The organism is Chryseobacterium metallicongregator (genome assembly GCF_031324065.1).
Lineage (GTDB): Bacteria > Bacteroidota > Bacteroidia > Flavobacteriales > Weeksellaceae > Chryseobacterium > Chryseobacterium metallicongregator.
Genome location: NZ_JAVIXS010000020.1, coordinates 552,220 through 573,138 on the forward strand (window position 1 = coordinate 552,220; position 20,919 = coordinate 573,138).

Below are 20,919 nucleotides of genomic sequence, written 5' to 3' on the forward strand. Positions count from 1 at the left end.
AAATGCTTAACTTTGTTAATAATTAACTAAGTTAAGTATATTTATCATGAAACCCATTGAAAAAGAATTTTTTAACACATTTACAAGTTTCCAATGTCTTATTCTGGCGCATATGAACCGGGGAAATATCAATGGAGTCACTGCAGCACATTATAATATCCTTGAATTTATTTTAAGAAAAGGAACAGCCACAGGAAGGGAAATCTCAGGAGCATTTAATATCAGCCAGGCAGCTATCTCCAAGCAATTGAAATTTTTGATCAGCAATGATTTGATTATTAAGAAACAGGAGAAAACAGATCATAGAAAATTCAACCTTTCAGTCACGAATAAGGGCAGGTTTATTGTAGATAATTCTGAAACTTTCCGCAAAGCGATCACCCAGCAAACGGCTTCTATACTTACTTCTAAAGAACTGGAAAATTTTAATAATCTGCTGGCCAAAGTTTTGAATGAAATAAAATTGTAGTATTCGCCTCTTACTTATAGGTGCCGAATACTCTGTCCCAGATAGAAGTATAGAATCCGAAATTTTTACTTTCATCCAAATGGTGTTGGTTGTGAAATCTGGTTGTTCCTACAAAGAACTGGTCAAAAGAAGCCGGAAAAAATTCTCTGTTAAGGTGTCCTATCGTTCCCCAGATGAGATTAAGCAAAAGATAAACTGAAATGGAAATCACAGAAAAATCATAGCCTAAAAGTAAAACCAGCATCATTAGTCCAAATCCTATGGTTTCAAAAGGATGCAGAACAAAAAGGCTCAAAAAGTTGGTACTGATATGTTCATGATGTTTTCCATGCAAAACTTTGTAGATAAAAGGTAAATGTGCAGCACAATGAAAAAAATACATCAGAAGATCCATTAAGAGAAGCAAAGCAACAACTTCCGCTATTATCCCAATTACAGATTGATTCTGTCCCAATACAATCCATCCGGTTTTCCATAAGAAAGCTCCCAAAAGCATTACAAAGCTGTTACATGCTATAGTAAGCAGACTAAGATAAAAGTCAGATCTGGTAACAGGATGATTTTTTTCCTGCAACTGACTTTTATGGCAAGTCTTTTCAATAAAAATATACAACCCTATAGAAAACAGATATAGGAAAATATTAGCAATCAGGCTGAATATAATCCATTGTGGCCAGGAAAACTGCCAAAATATCTGTAAATAACCGGAAAGTTCTGTTTGATTAAAATTCATAAGCCCTTCATCCTTCAGCTTGATGTCATAAAGGTATGAATTTCAAAGTAAAATTAATCGATAAAGTTATATTCCAGACCTTATTTCTGTCTTGCCTTTCTTCTCAACTCCCGCAGTCTTGACGTCAGTTTCTTTCTTAAACTGTTATGATATTCCCGATAGTTTTTAATGCTGTTCTCCAGATTTTTCTTATTCAGAAGATATTCCTCATACAGATGACCCAGTTCTGAAATCTGAGTAATGACTTCTGAAGGCTGGCTTTCGGGATCTTCCGCAGCTTCTATCAGCAGACGGTAATATTCAATACGGCTGGTCAGGTTCATGTGAAGTTTTGGTTCTATTCCCTGCATGATTTTATCATTTTAGTTATTTTGTGAATTGGTAAAGGATAAAGATATTTTTTATATTATTTTTTGTTTTTGGATCCAGCTTATTTTTCCATCATAACCGGAGGTACATCACTCTGAAATAAAATTTTGATATGTCCATTCTTTTCGTGAACTGCTGATTTGAAATATCCTCCGTTAAGAGCAGAAGAAATAAGGGTTTCATTAGGATCACCCAAAGGTAGTAATGGCAGTCCGGCAAATTCATTGACATTGACCTGTGGTGAAATTCCATTGCTGTATTCTCCGCCTCCGTTGGCATTAAAGACTTTATAGATCACCGGATGAATCTGCCAGGAAATTTTTCTCGGTTTACGCTTGTCTTCCACAACAAATCCTGCCATATCTTTCCCCAGCGTAGTATCTCCCAGCTGAATAACCTGCATATAAGGTTTCAGATTATTAACTACAATTTCGGCTGCAGAAGCCGTACTGTTTGATGTGAGGATAAACACTTTCTGCAGCCCCAATGCATTCGCACGCAAAACCGTAAAGTCCAAAGCTTTGGGATCGTAAGCAATCTGTTGGGCAAATGTTCTTTTTACTTCGCCTCCGTTTTTATTTCCTTTAAAAATGATGAAAGGTGAACCAGATGATAATCCTGAAGGAATCAGGGAACAAAGTGCTGCTGCAGATGATACCGAACCACCATAATTGTATCGAAGATCCAGAATTAATTCCTTTACTCCTGCGGCTTTCAATTCCCCAAACTTTTGATATAGCGTTTGAGTCATTCCGTCAGGGAAATCATAGATATACAGATAACCTACTTTTTTACCATTTTTTTCAAAAACTTTGGATAAAACAGGCTGCTCAAAAGAGAAACCATAGTACACGGTAATGTTTTTTTCATCCGTAACGCTTCCATTTTGCCACTTTCCAACGGTAAGTTCTACAACCGTCTGGTCTTTAATGGATGAAGCCATTGCTTCGGCATTTGCGGCTGTCATTACTTTTCCATTCACTTTGGTAATGATCATTCCTCTTTCCAGTCCTGAATTGAAAGCAGGAGAATTTTGAAGCACCAGCTTAACCACCGTAGCAACCTCATTATTGCTAAGCTGAACAACCGTATAATCAAAACCGTACATATTCCTTATTGAACGTGGATACGAAGAGGAATCTTCCGTATTCACCATGAAAGAAAACCGATCCTTGGAAGATAACAGACTTTTGAAAAAATCTTTTACTGGAAGCTGATAATCCGGTTTTACGGGCATCTCATCTGCCCAATAATAATAACGTTTCATACTGTCCTGAACCCATAGATTCACAGATTCTGTACTTCCTTCCGGAAAAACGGGTGCGCTTTCGTCATTATTATTGGTACACGAAATGAGAAAGATTATGATGGCAATATATTGAAGTTTTAAAAAGTTTTCCATATATAATTACAGATATTCTGCTACGTCAATATCTCCTTTTACCACCCATTCTCCATTTTCAATTTTTTCCTGAAGGATAATCATGTTAGCCCCTGTGTGCTGTTTTAATTTTACCTGAATCATTTTAGTTCCTGCATAAGGCTCCGTAGCTCCCGGTTTGTATAATTCAAGATATACCGGAGCTGTGGAACTGAAAAAATTATAAATCTTTACAGCCGTAAAATTGTCTTTCCCTATACTATCAAATTCTGCCAGTACTACTCCGTTTTCTCTTTTCAAAATACCTTTCACATTTTTCAGTGAGGTTCCTGAAAATTCTCCCAGATTGGGAAAAATAAATTCAAAACCTACTTTCCCAAAATTAACCTGAGGTTTTACCGCATACGTCTGCAGGTAAATTCCCGGAAGATTAAAAAAGTACAGGTCTTTATAGTCTTCTATATTGTCATATGTAATATTGTATTTTGCAATTTCGGTGCCTGTTTCATGGTTATAGACAGACAGTTTATTGGTTTCTCCCTGATCCAGTACAAACTGAAGCTGAGTTTCTATTTTATTGGTATAGGACGTTTTTCCGTCAATGGATACAGGTTGTCCGTTGAATCTCAGCTGAAGAGCATCCGGTTTGGAAAATCCCTTGATATTAACGTCTCCGGGTTTCTGTACCTTATCAGACAACTCCATCGTATTGCTGTCTGTGCATGAAAAAAGTACCGTAAAAAATAGGAGTAATGCAAAGATTTTATTCATCTTTCTCAATTATTTCATTGTAAAACTTAAAAATATTGCCCAGCCCTATAAGCGGGGCAATATATAATTATAAAAAAACTAGTTGGATATATTCTGAATAGCCTTCTTTCAAAGACTACCCATTATTTTATATAAAATTTCATGGTGTTCCTAAAATCAGATTTTAAGGAGCCAGAATGCTTATTTTTTAATAAATTTCAGTCTTTCCGTTGTCTTTCCGTCTGTAACTTCTGCGATATACGCTCCTGCTATAAGACCAGCTATATGAATACCTTTGGAATACTGAGTCGTCAATACTTTTTGTCCAGCTGCATTGTAAATATTAACTACCGTTGTAGTTTCTTTCAATGATGGATTAAGCTGCAGCTGTAAAGATTCTTTTACCGGATTTTCAGCTATTTGTGTTGTAATTTTGTTTCTTTTTATCTCCTTAGTTCCTAAAAATGAAGTAGCATAAATTCCTATTTCATCAATATTAATGTTCTGGATATTATTTCCACTTGCTTTTCTGTTCGCCCACATTCCGATATAGATTTTCTTCCCTGCGAAAGCAGAAAGATCTACAAGAGATTGTACAAACTCGGTAAGATCTGCCGGAAATGGATTGGCTGAATCTCCTACCTGTATTTTATAAAGACTCTGAATATCATTACCACCTGCATCTACCGTCATAGCCTGAAAATCAGCTAATGTAGGAACTTCTTTTTGTGGTGTACTTACATAGATAAAAAGATCTCTGGCAACAATAGTATGGGTAGTTCTCTGCCTTCCGATATTCGCAGCTAAAGTAACGGTACCTGCAGTATTGGTAAGATCAATCTGAGGAGAAATGATCCAGTCGTTTTCCCCAGTAAAGCCATTAGCATTTCCACTTGGCACCAGACTGATAGAATGACGAAGAACGCCGGTAGTTCCATAAGTAAGAGTAGTTCCGTTATGGTAAATGTTTTGTCCCTGTACCCATCCGTTACCATTGCTGTTCAGATCATGGAATGTCCATCCCTGAAGATCAGCAGGAGTATCAAAAGAATTTCCCCATACCAGAGACTGCGCTGCAGCCAGGTGAGATAAAAACAGAACAGATGATAAAATTAATTTTTTCATAATACTGATTATTAATATTTTTGAAGTAAAAGCAAGGAATCAGCATGTGCTGTTCCCTGCTTTTTAAAAGTTTTTATTATTCTACAATTGTGAAATTGTATTTTGTCCAGATTCCCTGGAAGTTTCCACAGTTTCTTGGAGATACATTCCAGCTTCCTTCGTTGAAGAATGGCTGGCTCATCCCCCATAGAGATGCAGGTGTTCCAGTTAATAGGTTAGCTGCAGGGATTCCTGCTGTTCCTGTACCTGTAACTGAAGTAGTAAATCCGTGAACCTGAATCGTGTTGTATGCTGAAGCTGAAGAAAGCTCAGAACCTGTACCTTCTACTTTGATTCCCACAGGATATCCTGTAACTACAGCGTTATTTAATGTTAATCTTCCGTGTCTTCTGATGTGGATTCCGTTTTCATACAATACTCCTTTATTAGAGTTCTTAGCTCCAATGATGGTAAGGTTGTTGATTACCGGATGAGTCAACAATGTTGTAGAAGAACCGTCTGCGTTGTTATCAAGCTCGATACCGTTAGAATCCGGGCTTGATCCGCTAAGACTGTGTGTAGAGTTGTAATCTGCCAAAGCTAATGCACAAGTGATTGTTCCTGTATATCCGTTATCGAAGTCGAAGTTATCATCATCTGCAGCAAAAGAAACAAGGTTTGAAGCGTTTACTGTACCTCCGAAGAATTCAAAAGAATCATCTTTTCCGAAAGATACCTGAATATGATCCAAAGTAGTTCCGTTCCCTACTCCTCCTAATGTAAGACCATTGATTTCGTTTCCTGAGTTTGGCGCTAAAAGATCGTACCCTGCAAACTCAATACGTACATATTTCAATGTTCCACCGTTGTGAGAAGCATTTGTACCACCGTAATAGAAATCAGGTCCAGATAATCCTTCAATCGTTTTTGTGAAAGGTGTGTTTGTAGGAGCGTCCCCTAAAATGATAACCCCACCGAAATCACCAGGAGCAGCAGTTGTATCTTCGTTTCCGTCTAACAACTTGTAGCTGGTGAAAATGATAGGTTGAGCTTCTGTACCCGCTGCGTTGATTTTTCCTGTTTTAGAAATTACCAAAACTCCTGTAGCTGTATTGTTTGTGCTTGGTTTAGCTTTAATGAATGTACCCGGTTGAATTGTTAATGTAGCCCCATTTTTTACAGTTACAACTCCATTTAATTCAACTACACCACTCCATGTAGTATTTGAAGTAATATCACCGCTTACGCTGGTTACCGGAAGAGCAGAAGCTGTAAGGTACTCAGCAGAAGTAGATTTCATTTCGAATGGAGAAGATGAATCCGCCAGTTGATCGTTTTGACAAGCTGTAAGAGATAATGCTGCCACTGCAATTAGAGTTAGTCTTTTCATTGTTATAATTTTTAATAAATCCGGTCGTGTTATTTTATACCAGATCAGTTTTTTATTCAGGAATATCTTCCTCTCTATTCCTTCGATTTGTTTTTTGGTGTTCATCCCATCGCTGCAGGAGGAACTGCATTGCGGGAGTTCCCATGGAAATCGTTAAAGCGTGGGAAGAGCTGTTAACGTCCGGTTTTTTCAGAACTGTACTGCTGTGCGCATCATCAGTTTTTTTCAGTTTTGATCAGGTTACCGAAACCTGTACGCTTCTATAATTAAGATATCTTTTTACTCTAAGTTCTATTTCCATGCTCATAAGGCTCATTTCCTTATTCTAGAATGGAGAAATTATATTTGGTCCAAAGTCCTTGAAAATTGCCACAATTCCTTGGTGATACATTCCATCCTCCCTCATTAAAAAATGGTTGATTCATTCCCCAACCGGAAGCAGAAAGTCCAGTAGATAAGTTAGCCATAGGAATTCCTGATGTACCAGCCCCTGTGACGGAAATTGTAAATCCGTGAACAAGAATGGTATTATAATTAGAGGCAGAAGCAAGCATTGAACCTGTACCTTCTACTTTGATTCCAACAGGATATCCTGTAATGGTAGCATCATTTAATGTTAATCTTCCATTTCTTCTGATATAAATTCCATTTCCGTACCTAGCACCCATAGTGGATTTCCAAGAACCTATTATTGTAAGGTTATTCACTACAGGATGTGTTACTAATGGTGTAGAGGTTCCATCAATATTATTATCGAGTTCAATACCGTGAGAATCATTGACGGCCCCACTGAGACTATGTGTAGAATTATAGTCTGCCAAAGCAAGTGCACATGTAACAGTCCCAGTATATCCATTATTAAAATCGAAATTATCATCATCTGGTGCAAAAGAAATGAGATTGGAAGCATTTACGTTTCCTCCATAAAATTCAAAGGAATCGTCTTTACCATAAGACACCTGAATATGATCGATAGTGGTACCGCTACCTACTCCGGCTAAAGTAAGGCCGTTAATTTCATGGATTGTATAGGGGAATATATCTGTTCCTCCGAATTCAATACGTACATATTTCACGATTCCTGCGTTATGATTTTGGTTAGTCCCACCATAATAATAATCAGGTCCAAAAAGTCCTTCAATGGTTGTTGTAGAAGGAGTATTCGTTAAAGCATCCCCCAGCAGGATCAATCCACCAAAGTCGCCAGGCTCTCCAATAGTATCTTCATTACCGTCCAACAGCTTATAACTTGTAAAAATAATCGGCTGACTTTCTGTTCCTACTGCATTGATTTTCCCTGTTTTTGTGATGATCAGAACTCCTGACGGAGCTGTTGTTCCTTTTGGTTTTGCTTTAATATATGTTCCTGGAAGGATTGTCAGTGTAGCTCCATCTTTTACTGTTATTATTCCATCCATTTCGATGACTCCACTCCAGATTGTATTAGTGGTAATATTACCACTTACAGTAGTTACCGGAAGTGCAGAAGCTGTAATATATTCAGATGAAGTAGCCTTTATTTCAAACGAAGATTTCTTATCCTCTAATCCGTCATGCTGACAAGCTGTAAGGAATGATAATATTATAATTGGAATTAACTTTTTCATTGTACCGCTTTAATTATTGTATTCTATTTTATTTAGACCTATATCTTGATTGTGTTTTAAAACATATAGTTCACACTTAGGCTGAACATTCTTCCACTATAGGCCCGAAACATAATCTTATCAATATTCTTATCATATCTGTCTGTTGCACCGGGCAAAAGTCCCCAGGCTTCCCGCTCAGTTCCAATGGCACTCCCCAATCCCAAGGGTATCACATAGGAATTATAATTATTATAGTATTCCTTCACTCTGTTGAATAAGTTTCTGGCATTTAATTTTAATTCAAGATTTTTATTCCGAAGAAATTTGTAGGAGATCTGTGCGTCTGCCACAGCATAAGGACGCTGTATTTCTTCTCCTTTGTAAGCATACCCAACAGTAATATACTGATCGCCTTTAGCATTATATAAAAAGCTAAGTCCCAAACGATCACCATCATAGGTCAATCCAAGATTATAGGCATAAGGAGTCTGTCCATAGAGCGGACGTTTTACTTCATAGGTTTCATCATTCTCACCTGTTTTATAAAGATCTTTAAAGGCTACTACCTTTGTATGATTATAGGTGAAGTTTCCGCTTATAAAAAGTTTTTCCAAAAAGGTTCCGTCTGCAATAAATCCTAAATTCTTTCTTACCTCAGCCTCTACTCCCAATAATTTTGCGTTTTTCGAATTACCATTATAGAGATATAGATTTCCTTCGCTGGAAATATGTCCCTCACGTTCTATAGGTCTGTCTATATTTTTATAATACAACCCTGCAGAAAAGATTTCTCCCAATCCGGGAAACCATTCAAATTTGAAATCATAATTATTGATGACTGAAGATGTCATTTCTGTATTATAAATCAAACCATTAGCTATCGGGTCAAAATAGGGTAAACCAGTTCTTTCATTAAACTGCGGACGAATTACAGATCTGTTGTAGGCAAGCCTGAGATTCATTTTATTCGTAGGACTGTAGGTAAAGTTCATAGAGGGCATCCATTGCCACGGTTTATCCTCAATGGCCGCTCTTTCTACATTCTTGGTATCACTGGGGTCTAATTGTTGTGAGATAAGATTATATTTAAAATATTCTGCACGAAGTCCCCAAACTAACCTTAATTTCTTCCAACGGTTATCAAACATGACAAAAACCGCGTGTTGATTAACTTCTCCTTCATATTTATCATTTTTATACAGTGCCCGGGTTTCCCATCCAATACCTCCCGGTACATAGTGAGATCCATTGAACCAATCTGCAAGAGCTCCATACATTGTCAAATAATTTTTTTCACTATTCGGAACATTTCTGTTCTCATCCACCCGTAGGAAGAATTTTTGTTGTTGATTGGTATTATTTTTCAATGTTCCTGCATATCCTGTCTTCACCGTATTTTTTACGTTTCCAAAATCCAGATCCCATTTAACTGAAGCACCATAATTGTAATCAGTTTCTTTATTGGCTATATATCCTCTATAAAAATTTCCTCCTGTGTTATAGATTTTATGATAAGTCAGGATCTCACTCCCAATAAAATCATATAGCGTCAGATACTGGGTATAATCTTTAGTATCGGATGTTATCCCGGTTCTTGCTGCAAACCAGTTGACTTCCGCATTTCCTATTTTATGATTCCCTTCCAGTTTATTTTGTAGGAGCATCTGAAAAATGGGATAATTCGTATTATCAGTATAAGGCCTGTCTAAGTTTTTGATCTGAGCAGGATCATTATTGGGTATAATTCCGTTATAAAAATAATTGTAGGCTAATTCTGCATTGGAAGCCATGGCACTACCCGTAGTATATTCATTCCAACCGGTAACTCTGGTCAGGGTATTATCAAAAATATGGGTATAGGAATTACGGAATGAAATTCTGTTTTTCCCTAACTGAAGTCCGAAATTAAGCATCCCCGCAACTGTAGAGTTGTAATTATAGGAAGCACCTTTATTTTTGAAGTTATAAAATGGTATAGGAGCGACTCCTTTTGTTTCCCAATCTGCAATATAAGGTCCCGTGGTATCCAGCCAGTTTCCTCTTCCTGTGTGGTCAATGTCCAGTTTATTCTGTTCATTTCTGATGACAAATGCTCCTGCAAAACCCCATTTATTATTGTTTTTAAGCGCATATGTTCTTCCTAATGCCAGCTGTATATTAGATCCCATGTCACCTCTGGTTTTATAGGTGCTGAAATTATCATTGGTAAACTGTCTGGATTGTTCAAAAAATCTTGGATCTGTCCAGTTCATCGGTTCAAGTCCTTTAGGGAAATCCCTGCTTCCGTCATCATATCCGAAATAATCATACTTTCCACGTTTACGGGTCAGAAATTCCTTGAAGGCCGACTGATCATTATAAGAAGTTCCCAACGTTACGGTTGTAAAATTTTCATTGGGAATATCTTTGGTCCTTACTTCTACGTAGCCTCCTGCAAAGCTTGCATTCATATCAGGTGTTGCAGATTTGCTTACCACTACACTTTCTACCATTGCTGTAGGAATGATATCAAATGAAAAGTTCTGGTTATAGGCTTCCGTACTTGGCAGGTTGATTCCGTCCATGGCAGCAGTATTCCAGCGTTCTCCCATAGATCGTACCACTACATATTTATTATCAATAGTGGTGATTCCTGTTACTCTTTTCAAAGTTCCTCCCACATCGCTGTCCGGCGTTTTGGAAATCTGCTCCGCTGAAATACCATCACTCATCTGGGCTGCTTTTTTCTGCTGGGCAAGAAGTCCCGCCTGAGTATCTGCTTTACGAGATGCAGTAATCACAACTTCCTTAATGTCTGTAATTTTATCCGAAGCCTTATTTAAAGCAAATGAAACAGCATTGGTTTCTTTATTGGTAACAGATAGTTTTTCAACTCTCAGCGTATTATATTTAGGAGCTTTTATCGTCAGATTATATGTTCCTGAAGGAAGATCTATGGTGAAATCTCCGTTATTATCTGTGACTACAGTTTTCTGAGCAATAGTAACTTCTGCTCCGGTAATGGGATTTCCCACCTCATCCACTATTTTACCGGAAATTCGTCCGTTTCCCACTGCAGAAATAGTAGAGCTTTCATATTTTATCGAAATAAGGTCACCATGCAGTCGGTACACTATAGGAAGTCCGTTGGTAATATCCTTCAGACAATTGTTGACAGAAGTATTTTCACATTTCACTCCTTTTACCTTCAGCTCTTTAATGTCTACCTTGGAATAAGCCAGTCTCATTCCCGTTTTTCCGGCAAATTCTTCTAAAACTTCAATCAACGGTCTGTTGGCAGGTACAGAAAATGTCACTTTCTGCACCAGCTCCTGAGCTTCTGCGGCTACAGTAAAAAATAAGGCTGCTATGGTAATCCCACATTTCAAACTTTTCATACTTAATAGTGTTCTCTTGATTATGATTATTTAATTTTTTTGAATAATGATTTATTTCTTAAGGATATAGGTGCTTTCTTTTTTCTGTACTTCCAATCCGAGGATAAAGGCCAGGGATTCAATATTTTCACCGACGGTTCCTCCAGTAAAATCGGCAGTAATCTTTTTATTTTCAGCTTCTTTAGGATACAGAACCGTTGTACTGTAATTGCTTTCCAGGACTGCTACTACTTCTTTTAAAGGAACATCGTTAAAGCTCAAAGACAATATTGCAGGAGCTTTATTTACTGAGTTTTTTACAGGCTTCAATGAAATAACCGCTGTAGTATGAGCAATTCCGAAATTGGTCCACTTCTGATTCGGTGTAAGGAAAGAAACAGCAACTCCAGGAGAGGATACCGCTACCTTGCCTTCATACAGATCCACAGCTTTATTCTTCCCTGATTGTGAGATTTTAAATACCGTTCCCAATACTTTGGTACTGAAGCCATCCGCACGAACGATAAAAGGATGTATTTTAGATTTTGCCACAGAGAAGATTGCATCTCCTTTTAAATCTACTATCCTTGTGGACGCAGGAAAAGATTTCTCTACAGTCAGTACAGCGCCTGATAAAAGAGTAACTACAGATCCATCTTCAAGATGAACAATACGGTTTCCGGATTTTGCAATATATACATCAGGTTTAATGAACATGGTGTAGGTAAATATTCCGCCCAATGATAAAAGCAGAATAATAACTGCAGCTATTTTATAGAGATGGGTTGTAAAGCTCTTTGCAGATTGGATAGAAATAATATCTGTTTGAGGAAAGTAATACTCCAGCCCGGATAATATCCTTTCTCTGGATTCTTTAAGATGAACAATATCCAGGTCTTTTTCTGCAATATTCTTCCATTGATTTAAAAGTTCATTTTCTTTTTCAGAGATTGAGTCTTCCGAAACTTCCCGTTCCCAAAGTCTGAAAACAAAGGCTTCAATATTTTTATATGGTAAACGTTTTTTCATAAGGTCTTTCATGTATTCACAGATACTTCTATCTATAAGACAGTGAAAATGAAAAACTTCCCCAGGGCATCCTTAATGTTATATTCACATTACAACCAAATTGTTAATAATTTTCATCCTTTTTCACATTTACTCAACATTAACGTCACATTTGAGCCCTGTTTTTCAGAAATATTTAATCTTATCACACCCAAAGTTCACAAAAAGTTAATTTTCCTTTAGGTAATTTTGTATCACAATATGAGCCCAACAGACTATACATTATTAAAGAAAATAAAATCAGGCGATCGTCCTGCATTTATGCTGCTGTATGACCGATACTGGGATAGTCTATATCGCTTTGTTTTTATACGGACACGGGATAAAGAAGTCTCTGAAGAAATTCTCCAGAACTTATGGATGAAGATTCTTGAAAATACAGACGTGATACAAACCGATGATACAGAAAGTGCGAAAGGCTACCTTCTCCGCCATCTTCATTACAGAATCATTGATTTTTATAACAGCTACAAAAAAGCACCTCCTACGCTGAGCATTGATGAGTTTGATATTCCGAATGAAATTGAGATCGCAGATTCAGATTATTTTGAAATTCTTGAGGAAAATGAAATTTCTGCTTTGTTATCCATGATTGACGAGGTGGTTGCTCAACTTCCCTCAACGGAGCAGCAGGTCTACGATATGAGAATCAGGAAAAATATGTCGGTCAATGAAACAGCAGAAGCACTGGGAATCAGCAACAAGACGGTAAGTAATAAATTAAGTAAAGCGTTGGGAGAAATCCGAGAACAGCTGAACCCTGAGTATCAGTCGTCAAAGAAACTGGTTTCTATCCTGCTTTTAATGGAGGTTTTGACAAGGTATTGAGAATGGGTTGTGAGGTTCGGGATTCTGGGTCGAGTCAATCGTCAGTTTTTATAACAGCTATCAAGATTCACAGCGAAGCGTATTCACTATTGACTATTCACTAAACACTGGGAGCAAAGCTTTATTAAAGTCCAGTATTTTAAAATCTGCAAGGTTTGAATCTATGCTTTCATTATTATTCGTGAAAATTACGGTCTGCATTCCGGCCTCCTTTGCAGCCTTTAATCCTGAGTGGCTGTCTTCAATAGCAATACAGTGTTCCGGAGAAATTCCCATATTTTTTGCAGAAGTAAGATATACGGCCGGATGGGGTTTTCCCTGAGTTTCAAACTCTGATGAATGAACGGTATCAAACAGTTCACGAACCTGAAGCTTTTCAAGAACCACATGGGCTACACGCAAAGGAGCATTGGTTGCGAGCCCTATTTTATATTCTTTACTCTTAAGATTTTTAATAAACTCCTGTACACCAGACATTGTACAGTCCTGACCTTGAATCATTTCGATTACTCTCGTTACTACTTTATTTTCCAACTCAGAGGCATCAAAATTTTCCCACGGGAATCTTTCATACCAGAATTCTGTGACTTCCTGAGTGGTCATATATTTGGTTTGTGCCGCAAGATCATCTGTAACCTGCACTCCATAGGATGAAAATACATCCAGTTCTGCCTGAGTCCAGAATTTTTCTGAGTCTATCAAAACACCGTCCATGTCAAATATTACTGCTTTTAAAACCATTTCTTGAATGATAAATGAGGGATTATGAATAATGAATTATTGGCTGATTTTATACACGCAGCGCTGTCCGCCGGAAATGATGTGATCTACTCTTTCCACTTTGTACTCCTTTCCTATCAGAGATTGGAAATTGGATAATTCAGCCCGGCAGAAACCCTGGCATTCTGTTGCAGCAGCACATATCGGACAATGGTTTTCAATCAGAAAATAATCTTCACCTTCTTTTTTCCATTCTGCCATATAACCTTCATCACTACGAACCTTTGAAAGAGATTCAAGACGCTGTTCAAGAGATTTCGCCTTAGACAAAACTTTTTCATACCGTTCATGGGTATTTTTTTCCCGATCACTGATCAATAATTCCAAAGCATTTTCCCCTAAAAGATTTTTTACTGATTTCAAAATCTGAACCGTGACATCTGCGTGCGTATCCGGAAATTGAGACAATCCTTTCTCTGTAAGCGTATAATAAGTAGAAGGACGGCCCACTCCTTCGCTCTTCACCGAAGACCGGATCAATCCTTCCTGAGCAAGGTTCAGTAAATGCTTTCTAGCCCCTTCTTTAGTGATCGAAAGCTCTTCAGCAATAAGAAGCGATGTAGCTTCACCTCTCATCTTTAAAAACATCAGAATACGATCCGCAGCCGGCTTCTTCATTTGACAATATTTAGGTTGTTTTATTTTTCAACAACAAATATAGTCATTTTCTATAACCTCAAAAATCAAAGCTTAAAACAAACATTTACAAGATATTATACTTTCAAACGACAGAATCAATAAAACAACCTAAAAGTTGTTTTATTCAAATATATTTCTACCTTTGTCATACATTAATCAAAAAAATAAATACGATGAACCCATTTACATTACCCCAATTACCTTATGCTTATGATGCTTTGGCTCCTTTTATAGATAAAGAAACAATGACGATTCACCATCAAAAGCATCATCAGGCTTATGTAGATAATCTGAATGCTGCACTGGCACAAACCAATGAAATCAATCCCGACCTTGATTCTTTATTACAAAGAATCAGCGAATACAGTCCTGCCATAAGAAATAATGGTGGCGGCCACTATAACCATTCTTTATTCTGGGAAACTCTTTCGTCTCAGCCTAAGATTATGCCTGAAGGGATGCTTCATAATGATATTACAGCCACTTTCGGGAGTATTGACAATCTAAAAGCAGAAATGAAAAAAACAGGTTTATCACAGTTCGGTTCCGGATGGGTATGGTTATTTGTGAAGTTCAACGGATCTCTGGCCATCAGTTCTACTCCTAATCAGGATAATCCGATGATGGATATCCTTCCCACAAACAGAGGTTTTCCGATTCTTGGAATAGACGTTTGGGAGCATGCTTACTATTTGAATTATCAGAATAAACGTGCAGATTACCTTGATGCTTTCTGGTCTGTACTGGATTGGTCTGCCGTTGAAAGAAAATATGAAGAAGCTTTGTCAAAAGTAAGATAAATAATATTGAATATAAACAAACTATGACTGAGGAAAATTTTATCAATAAAGCAAAGGCTTCAGGCATTATTGCCCTTGACCTTTCAGACTACAAACCTACTACGGAAATTGTAGAACTGGATATTAAAGATCATCTTTTTATGGAAATGATTGTGAAGGAGAAAGAATTTAAGGAATCAATTGCTGTGGTGGATTTTTCTATATACAATGAAAAAGCAGTAGGTATTATCTGCTCTACGGATGCCATTATTCCTCCCTGGGCTTACATGCTCATTATGGAAAAACTGTCTCCTTATGCTTCTTATGTGGATTTAAACAACGCAGAAACAATACTGCTTGATCTATGGAAACGCCGTCTTATTTATGCTGACCTTAAACAATATAGAAATCAAAAAGTTGTAGTCCGGGCAAGTACCAGTCATGATCCTGCTTTGTATTTATTAGCAGCAGGATTATTAAAACCTTTAGTAAAAACACTGATGTACGGTGAGATAGGATTACCAAAAGTAATTTTTAAACAATAACAAAATGAAAGCAATTATATTCAACGGTTCACTGGAAAGAAGAACTTTATCTACTTCCGGACTGATTTCAGATTATTTGTCGGAACGTCTGAAAACGCTGGGAATTCAGACTGATATTTTTACGCTTGCAGATTCCGGCATTCCTTTATTTGATGTTACCCTTACCAAAACTCCTTTGGCTGTAGAACGTATGACTCAGATGTTTACTGATGCTGATCTTCATATATGGCTGGCTCCTCTTTACCACGGAAGCATTCCGGGCGTGATGAAAAACTGTCTGGACTGGTTTGAAGTGACCGCCAACAGCTATGAGCCTTATCTTACAGATAAAATGGTAGGCCTGGTGTGCTGGGCAGATGGTCTGCAGGCTATGCAGGGAATCAATGCTATGGATTCTATTGCCAAATCATTGCGTGCCTGGCCATTGCCATTCAGCGTTCCCATTGTCAGATCATCATTATTCGCAGCTGACCAATCTACGCAAATTTCGGATCTCTATTCCGGTAAGTTTGATAAGCTTATCACCATTGCAACTTCTAAAAAAATAGAAAAAACGACTATAAACCATTCATAACATGATAGAAACAGATATACTGATCATTGGTGCCGGCCCTGCAGGGTTATTTACGGTATTTGAAGCCGGCCTTCTCAAAATGCGATGCCATATTATCGATGCATTGCCACAGATGGGAGGCCAGTTATCAGAATTATATCCCAAGAAACCTATTTTTGACATTCCCGGATTTCCAACTGTACTTGCCGGAGAGCTCATTGATAACCTTTATGAACAAATCAAACAGTTTGAACCAGGCTTTACCTTTAATGAAACAGCCATACATCTTCTCAAACTGGAAGAAAATCTTTTTGAAGTCATTACTGATAAAGGAACAAAACACCGAGCGAAAGCCGTTATTATTGCCGGAGGACTGGGAAGTTTTGAGCCTAAAAAACCACCTATTGAAAATATTTCAGCGTTTGAAGAGCGTGGAGTTAATTATTTTATCAAAAATCCGGAGGACTATGCCGGAAAACATGTGGTAATTGCCGGAGGTGGAGATTCAGCACTGGACTGGACCATTCATCTTGCTGAGATAGCTTCCTCTCTTACTCTTATTCACAGAAGAAATGAGTTCCGTGGCGCGCTGGATTCTGTTGAAAAAGTGAAAAAATTAAAACAGGAAGGCAAAATCAATCTGATTACTCCTGCAGAAGTAATAGGATTAAAAGGTAATGATCATTTAAAGGAAATTCTGGTTGAAAAAGAAGGTTCAATACAGTCTATTGAAACAGATTATTTCATTCCTCTTTTCGGATTGGTTCCAAGGCTGGGACCTTTAACAGAATGGGGAATTGAACTGGAAAAGAATGCCATAAAAGTAAACAACAGTACCGATTTTCAAACCAATATTTCGGGAGTCTATGCTGTGGGTGACATTAATACTTATCCTTATAAAATGAAACTGATCCTGTGTGGATTCCATGAAGCGGCCATTGCCTGCCAAAGTATTTATCAGCGTCTTAATCCAAATAAAAAATTTGTTTTAAAATATACCACAGTAAGCGGAATCGAAGGTTTTGACGGAACAAAAAAACAAGCAGAAAAACAGATAGTAACCACTATTGACTAAGGATTATGGAGAACGAGATTACCATTACTGTTATCGACCAAAGCGGTAATACACACACTTTGCTATGCCCTTTAGAAATGGGGCTTACCCTTAAAGATATCTGCAAAGCTTATGAATTACCTATGGAAGCCATGTGTGGAGGTATGGCCATGTGTGCCACCTGTCATTGCTTTGTTTTGAGTGAAACATCTGCTCTTCCTGAAAAAAATGATATTGAAGAAGCTTTATTATCAGAGCTATTTACCTCCAAAGCTACAAGCAGATTAGCCTGCCAGATTCATCTTACAGCTCAAATGGATGGGCTGTCGGTAGAAATTGCTGCAGATTAATGAGTTAAAAATAAAAATTAGCACACTTTATGCTGCTTATTTTCAAAGAACAGTGTTGAACTGCTGTAATTAAGTTTAGCGGGGATTTCCGAACCATTCAGCGTTGAAGAAATCCCTTTTTTAAACCCTTTAAATTCAAACAATATGGCTATAAAAATAACAGATGCCTGTATCAACTGTGGAGCCTGCGAGCCTGAATGCCCCAACTCAGCCATTTACGAAGGTGCTATCGACTGGCGCTGGAAAGACAAAACCAAGCTTTCAGGACATATTACATTCCCCGACGGCACAGAAGGTGATGCTGATACCTACCATCCGGCTGTCTCGGATGAAGTATATTATATCGTATCCGGAAAATGTACGGAATGTAAAGGTTTTCATGAAGAGCCTCAATGTAAAGCTGTATGCCCTGTAGACTGTTGTATAGATGATCCTGATCACAGGGAAACGGAAGAAGTACTATTGGACAGACAAAAATTCATGCACAGTGCTTAATCAACTTCTATCTTTTATATTTAATTTCAATAGAGGCGGGTTTAAACCCGCCTTTTTTATCATTCTTTTTCATTCGGCTTTAGCCTCAACTTATATTGCTTTAATCTCAGTATAAATTTTTTGAGTGAAAGGAGTTTCTACACCTGTTTCAGCACCATATTTCAATACAGCACCTGCAAACAATTCCAGTTCGTTATTCTTCTTTCCAGAATGGATATCAAGCTGTAAGGAAGTAGGCGTTTCAAAAGGAAATGTAGAGGCTTTTTCAAATGTTTTATCAATGATATCTTCCTGAAGATGGATTTCTTTTTTAGCAGCAATCTGTTGTATTTCTTTCATAATTTCAGTCGCTTCCTTCTTCTGTTGCTCGTCCGTACATACAGTTCCGATGGATGAATTATGCTTTGCCGTTACCAATCCGAAACTGGCAATGAAAATAAATTTTGTCCAGATATCCGTTAATGAATTATCTTTGAAATCAAAATCAATTTTACTTTCACTCAAAAGGTCTGTAACCCATTCCACTGGAGTGGAAAAATGCTCAGGATCTCTACCAATAACCATTTTCCCGGCTTTTCCTTTATGCTCTACAATTCCTCTCTCTTTAATATGAGAAGCTACATAAATACAGGTTGGAAGAACGGTATGATCCGGAATAACGGTACGTATTCTGTCATAGATATCTGCTCCGTTCATCATCGGAAGAAGGACAGTATCTTTATTAATGACTGGCAGCAATTGTTTGCAGACATTTTCAAGATCGTATTCTTTTACACAAATCAACACGAGATCAGGATTTTTGATCTCACTGATGTTCTCTACTATATTATTAGGATGAGTCTGTGAATTGGAATGCTCCGGAGACAGCAATGTCAATCCGTTTTCTTTTACTTTCTCATAAGTTTCTCCACGGGCTACAAAAGAAACAGAATATTTTCCTGTAGTTTCATTGGTCTGATTGATTTTAAAACCAAAATAACCACCTACACCACCCAATCCTACTACAACAATATGTTTTTTGTTCATGAAATTATTTTTAAGCAAAGATCAGGGATGACATTTAAAGTATCACTTGACAAATGAAAAGAAATTAGAGTTTATGAATATCTCTTCTGATCCGGCTCAGGGAACTGTCTTTAATTCCGAGGTAAGAAGCAATTACCTTCAAAGGGACATGCTGAAAAATATCCGGATCTTTCTTCATCAGGTTAAAATATCTTGTGGAAGCCTTCTGACTCGCCATTTCGATCAACCTGTCATGAATATTATAATAATTAAGAACAAAAAGAAGCCTGCTGAACTCTCTAAACTCAGGAATATTATGGAAATTATGCTGTACATTTTCCAATCCTGTTTCCCAGAAATTGCAATCTGTAACAGTTTGATATATTTCTTTGGTAGGCTGCTGCCTGAAAAAGGATAAAAAATCATTAACAAAGCAGGGAGCTTTATAAATATTGGTGGTAATCTCCTCATTATCTTCATTCAGTATATACGAGCGGACATACCCTTTTTCAAGAAAATAGGTTTTGGTACTGATGGCATCTTTATCCAGCAAAATTGTATTGGCTTTCAATTCAAAGCAATTAAATTTTTCAGTGATCTTTTCAACCACTTCTTTTTCAATACTGAATAAGGAATGAAAGTAGGTATTAAGTGATGATTTGTCCATTAAAATGTCCTCTTAAATATACGTTGAGCCGTCTAAAGTAGCGATAATTCATGGAAGTATGGTTAATTTGAAGCGGTAAAACCAGACCGTCAAAAATTTTTGAATTTTCGCCACCCTTCCAAAGGAGAGGAATTTCTCACGTCATTAGAAATGACACTCCTAAAAACCGTTGAGACTTACATGACTTGTATTATTTCAATTTCACGGCTTTTGTTGCTATGAAAGTAGGAAGGTACTGATCAATTAAAAAACGTGGATTGGGTTGCATTTCTTCTGTAAAATCTGCAATCATAAAACCTGCCTTCAACTGTCCTCCGATAAGATCTGAAAGGGTATGTCCGAAAACCAAAGCTTCATTATTTTCCAGCTTTCTATTAATCTGATCCTGATCCAAATCTTTTATATCGGCATAAGGAAGCGTATATTTCGGTCTGATAATTCCCTCTTTTATATCCTGAGGATTCCTGTCTGCTACGAACACCACAGGATTGAAAAAGCTTGCCAGCAATGCTCCTCCTTTTTTCAAGACTCTATAAGCTTCTCTCCAAACCGGATTCACGTCTTCTACATAATGATTGGAAATCGGATGGAATATAATATCAAAGGTTTCGTCTTCAAATACACTCAGGTCTCTCATATCGCCCTGAAGTGTTTGCAATGACAGTCCATCACGTTCTGCTACTTTTTCATCCTGTTTCAGCTGTTCCCCGGAAATATCAAAAACTACAACAGAAGCTCCTGCAGCAGCCAAAACCGGAGCCTGCTGCCCTCCTGCTGATGCCAGACACAGGATCTTCTTTCCTTTTACCTCTCCCAGCCATTCTTTATTCAATGGTTTTGGGGTCAGGTGAACATCCCATTTTCCTTCTTTTGCGTCATTAATCAATTCAGAGCTTACCGCTTTTGACCATTCGTTCTGTGCTAATGCCTGTTTGTTCCAGGCCGACTCATTATGGTGTAAAAAATCTATTTCTTGCTCCTTCATATTTTTCATTTTCTGGTCATTTAATTGACA

22 protein-coding genes are annotated in these 20,919 nt (G+C 37.5%); 8 read left to right on the top strand and 14 right to left on the bottom strand.

Annotation, left to right across the window (positions count from 1 at the left end; all coding sequences use genetic code 11):
• Positions 1-46: 46 nt before the first annotated feature.
• Positions 47-469 (top strand): MarR family winged helix-turn-helix transcriptional regulator, encoded by a 423-nt coding sequence (locus tag REB14_RS20425; RefSeq protein WP_079241333.1) that lies wholly within the window; start codon positions 47-49, stop codon positions 467-469.
• 10 nt (positions 470-479) lie between these two features.
• Here REB14_RS20425 and REB14_RS20430 read toward each other — a convergent pair whose 3' ends face one another.
• The 9 genes from REB14_RS20430 to REB14_RS20470 all read right to left on the bottom strand — a co-directional run bounded on the left by REB14_RS20430 (position 480) and on the right by REB14_RS20470 (position 12,170).
• Positions 480-1,202, bottom strand: a complete 723-nt coding sequence (locus tag REB14_RS20430; RefSeq protein WP_079241332.1) for a sterol desaturase family protein — start codon at positions 1,200-1,202, stop codon at positions 480-482.
• A gap of 80 nt (positions 1,203-1,282) precedes the next feature.
• Positions 1,283-1,552, bottom strand: a complete 270-nt coding sequence (locus REB14_RS20435; protein ID WP_034698669.1) for a hypothetical protein — start codon at positions 1,550-1,552, stop codon at positions 1,283-1,285.
• Positions 1,553-1,632: 80 nt separating this feature from the next.
• Positions 1,633-2,973, bottom strand: a complete 1,341-nt coding sequence (locus REB14_RS20440; protein WP_309523132.1) for a S41 family peptidase — start codon at positions 2,971-2,973, stop codon at positions 1,633-1,635.
• 6 nt (positions 2,974-2,979) lie between these two features.
• A complete protein-coding gene (locus REB14_RS20445; protein ID WP_238594392.1) occupies positions 2,980-3,723 on the bottom strand; it encodes a hypothetical protein in 744 nt (247 codons plus the stop codon).
• Between the two features lie 180 nt (positions 3,724-3,903).
• Positions 3,904-4,827 carry a T9SS-dependent choice-of-anchor J family protein gene (locus REB14_RS20450; protein WP_309523133.1) on the bottom strand — a complete coding sequence of 308 codons (924 nt, stop codon included), beginning with the start codon at positions 4,825-4,827 and terminating at the stop codon, positions 3,904-3,906.
• 76 nt (positions 4,828-4,903) lie between these two features.
• Positions 4,904-6,196, bottom strand: a complete 1,293-nt coding sequence (locus tag REB14_RS20455) for a hypothetical protein (RefSeq protein WP_079241328.1) — start codon at positions 6,194-6,196, stop codon at positions 4,904-4,906.
• A 320-nt stretch (positions 6,197-6,516) separates the two neighbouring features.
• Positions 6,517-7,803 carry a hypothetical protein gene (locus tag REB14_RS20460; RefSeq protein ID WP_309523134.1) on the bottom strand — a complete coding sequence of 429 codons (1,287 nt, stop codon included), beginning with the start codon at positions 7,801-7,803 and terminating at the stop codon, positions 6,517-6,519.
• 56 nt (positions 7,804-7,859) lie between these two features.
• Positions 7,860-11,162 carry a TonB-dependent receptor gene (locus tag REB14_RS20465; RefSeq protein ID WP_079241326.1) on the bottom strand — a complete coding sequence of 1,101 codons (3,303 nt, stop codon included), beginning with the start codon at positions 11,160-11,162 and terminating at the stop codon, positions 7,860-7,862.
• 51 nt (positions 11,163-11,213) lie between these two features.
• On the bottom strand, positions 11,214-12,170 hold the full coding sequence (locus REB14_RS20470; RefSeq protein WP_309523135.1) for a FecR family protein: 957 nt from the start codon (positions 12,168-12,170) through the stop codon (positions 11,214-11,216).
• 240 nt (positions 12,171-12,410) lie between these two features.
• Between REB14_RS20470 and REB14_RS20475 the strand changes: the two genes are divergently transcribed.
• On the top strand, positions 12,411-13,037 hold the full coding sequence (locus REB14_RS20475) for an RNA polymerase sigma factor (protein WP_309523136.1): 627 nt from the start codon (positions 12,411-12,413) through the stop codon (positions 13,035-13,037).
• A 93-nt stretch (positions 13,038-13,130) separates the two neighbouring features.
• On the opposite strand, the gene hxpB is transcribed toward REB14_RS20475, so the two are convergent.
• Entirely contained in the window at positions 13,131-13,778 is a 648-nt protein-coding gene (gene hxpB, locus REB14_RS20480) for a hexitol phosphatase HxpB (RefSeq protein ID WP_309523137.1), read from the bottom strand.
• Between the two features lie 36 nt (positions 13,779-13,814).
• Complete coding sequence (locus REB14_RS20485) at positions 13,815-14,435, bottom strand: helix-turn-helix transcriptional regulator (RefSeq protein ID WP_309523138.1); 621 nt, start codon at positions 14,433-14,435, stop codon at positions 13,815-13,817.
• Positions 14,436-14,629: 194 nt separating this feature from the next.
• Between REB14_RS20485 and REB14_RS20490 the strand changes: the two genes are divergently transcribed.
• The 6 genes from REB14_RS20490 to REB14_RS20515 all read left to right on the top strand — a co-directional run bounded on the left by REB14_RS20490 (position 14,630) and on the right by REB14_RS20515 (position 18,232).
• Positions 14,630-15,256, top strand: a complete 627-nt coding sequence (locus tag REB14_RS20490) for a superoxide dismutase (RefSeq protein WP_309523139.1) — start codon at positions 14,630-14,632, stop codon at positions 15,254-15,256.
• A 23-nt stretch (positions 15,257-15,279) separates the two neighbouring features.
• The gene (locus REB14_RS20495; RefSeq protein ID WP_309523140.1) at positions 15,280-15,780 is read left to right on the top strand and encodes a DUF2480 family protein; all 501 of its coding nucleotides are present in this window, start codon (positions 15,280-15,282) and stop codon (positions 15,778-15,780) included.
• 4 nt (positions 15,781-15,784) lie between these two features.
• Positions 15,785-16,354: an NADPH-dependent FMN reductase gene (locus REB14_RS20500; protein ID WP_309523141.1), complete on the top strand. Its 570-nt coding sequence runs from the start codon at positions 15,785-15,787 to the stop codon at positions 16,352-16,354.
• A 1-nt stretch (position 16,355) separates the two neighbouring features.
• Positions 16,356-17,408 carry an NAD(P)/FAD-dependent oxidoreductase gene (locus REB14_RS20505; protein ID WP_079241318.1) on the top strand — a complete coding sequence of 351 codons (1,053 nt, stop codon included), beginning with the start codon at positions 16,356-16,358 and terminating at the stop codon, positions 17,406-17,408.
• Positions 17,409-17,413: 5 nt separating this feature from the next.
• Positions 17,414-17,737, top strand: a complete 324-nt coding sequence (locus tag REB14_RS20510; RefSeq protein WP_079241317.1) for a 2Fe-2S iron-sulfur cluster-binding protein — start codon at positions 17,414-17,416, stop codon at positions 17,735-17,737.
• A gap of 144 nt (positions 17,738-17,881) precedes the next feature.
• Positions 17,882-18,232 (top strand): 4Fe-4S dicluster domain-containing protein, encoded by a 351-nt coding sequence (locus REB14_RS20515; RefSeq protein ID WP_079241316.1) that lies wholly within the window; start codon positions 17,882-17,884, stop codon positions 18,230-18,232.
• A gap of 90 nt (positions 18,233-18,322) precedes the next feature.
• Here REB14_RS20515 and REB14_RS20520 read toward each other — a convergent pair whose 3' ends face one another.
• From REB14_RS20520 to REB14_RS20530, 3 genes are all read right to left on the bottom strand, one after another.
• The gene (locus tag REB14_RS20520) at positions 18,323-19,258 is read right to left on the bottom strand and encodes a ketopantoate reductase family protein (RefSeq protein WP_309523142.1); all 936 of its coding nucleotides are present in this window, start codon (positions 19,256-19,258) and stop codon (positions 18,323-18,325) included.
• A 64-nt stretch (positions 19,259-19,322) separates the two neighbouring features.
• A complete protein-coding gene (locus tag REB14_RS20525) occupies positions 19,323-19,904 on the bottom strand; it encodes a Crp/Fnr family transcriptional regulator (RefSeq protein WP_309523143.1) in 582 nt (193 codons plus the stop codon).
• Positions 19,905-20,094: 190 nt separating this feature from the next.
• Positions 20,095-20,889 carry a class I SAM-dependent methyltransferase gene (locus tag REB14_RS20530; RefSeq protein ID WP_309523144.1) on the bottom strand — a complete coding sequence of 265 codons (795 nt, stop codon included), beginning with the start codon at positions 20,887-20,889 and terminating at the stop codon, positions 20,095-20,097.
• Positions 20,890-20,919 lie beyond the last annotated feature (30 nt).

Bases quoted from the DNA above. Each gene is read 5' to 3' on its own strand.
- REB14_RS20425 (WP_079241333.1), top strand. From the start codon at position 47: ATGAAACCCATTGAAAAAGAATTTTTTAACACATTTACAAGTTTCCAA.
- REB14_RS20430 (WP_079241332.1), bottom strand. From the start codon at position 1,202: ATGAATTTTAATCAAACAGAACTTTCCGGTTATTTACAGATATTTTGG.
- REB14_RS20435 (WP_034698669.1), bottom strand. From the start codon at position 1,552: ATGCAGGGAATAGAACCAAAACTTCACATGAACCTGACCAGCCGTATT.
- REB14_RS20440 (WP_309523132.1), bottom strand. From the start codon at position 2,973: ATGGAAAACTTTTTAAAACTTCAATATATTGCCATCATAATCTTTCTC.
- REB14_RS20445 (WP_238594392.1), bottom strand. From the start codon at position 3,723: ATGAATAAAATCTTTGCATTACTCCTATTTTTTACGGTACTTTTTTCA.
- REB14_RS20450 (WP_309523133.1), bottom strand. From the start codon at position 4,827: ATGAAAAAATTAATTTTATCATCTGTTCTGTTTTTATCTCACCTGGCT.
- REB14_RS20455 (WP_079241328.1), bottom strand. From the start codon at position 6,196: ATGAAAAGACTAACTCTAATTGCAGTGGCAGCATTATCTCTTACAGCT.
- REB14_RS20460 (WP_309523134.1), bottom strand. From the start codon at position 7,803: ATGAAAAAGTTAATTCCAATTATAATATTATCATTCCTTACAGCTTGT.
- REB14_RS20465 (WP_079241326.1), bottom strand. From the start codon at position 11,162: ATGAAAAGTTTGAAATGTGGGATTACCATAGCAGCCTTATTTTTTACT.
- REB14_RS20470 (WP_309523135.1), bottom strand. From the start codon at position 12,170: ATGAAAAAACGTTTACCATATAAAAATATTGAAGCCTTTGTTTTCAGA.
- REB14_RS20475 (WP_309523136.1), top strand. From the start codon at position 12,411: ATGAGCCCAACAGACTATACATTATTAAAGAAAATAAAATCAGGCGAT.
- hxpB (WP_309523137.1), bottom strand. From the start codon at position 13,778: ATGGTTTTAAAAGCAGTAATATTTGACATGGACGGTGTTTTGATAGAC.
- REB14_RS20485 (WP_309523138.1), bottom strand. From the start codon at position 14,435: ATGAAGAAGCCGGCTGCGGATCGTATTCTGATGTTTTTAAAGATGAGA.
- REB14_RS20490 (WP_309523139.1), top strand. From the start codon at position 14,630: ATGAACCCATTTACATTACCCCAATTACCTTATGCTTATGATGCTTTG.
- REB14_RS20495 (WP_309523140.1), top strand. From the start codon at position 15,280: ATGACTGAGGAAAATTTTATCAATAAAGCAAAGGCTTCAGGCATTATT.
- REB14_RS20500 (WP_309523141.1), top strand. From the start codon at position 15,785: ATGAAAGCAATTATATTCAACGGTTCACTGGAAAGAAGAACTTTATCT.
- REB14_RS20505 (WP_079241318.1), top strand. From the start codon at position 16,356: ATGATAGAAACAGATATACTGATCATTGGTGCCGGCCCTGCAGGGTTA.
- REB14_RS20510 (WP_079241317.1), top strand. From the start codon at position 17,414: ATGGAGAACGAGATTACCATTACTGTTATCGACCAAAGCGGTAATACA.
- REB14_RS20515 (WP_079241316.1), top strand. From the start codon at position 17,882: ATGGCTATAAAAATAACAGATGCCTGTATCAACTGTGGAGCCTGCGAG.
- REB14_RS20520 (WP_309523142.1), bottom strand. From the start codon at position 19,258: ATGAACAAAAAACATATTGTTGTAGTAGGATTGGGTGGTGTAGGTGGT.
- REB14_RS20525 (WP_309523143.1), bottom strand. From the start codon at position 19,904: ATGGACAAATCATCACTTAATACCTACTTTCATTCCTTATTCAGTATT.
- REB14_RS20530 (WP_309523144.1), bottom strand. From the start codon at position 20,889: ATGAAGGAGCAAGAAATAGATTTTTTACACCATAATGAGTCGGCCTGG.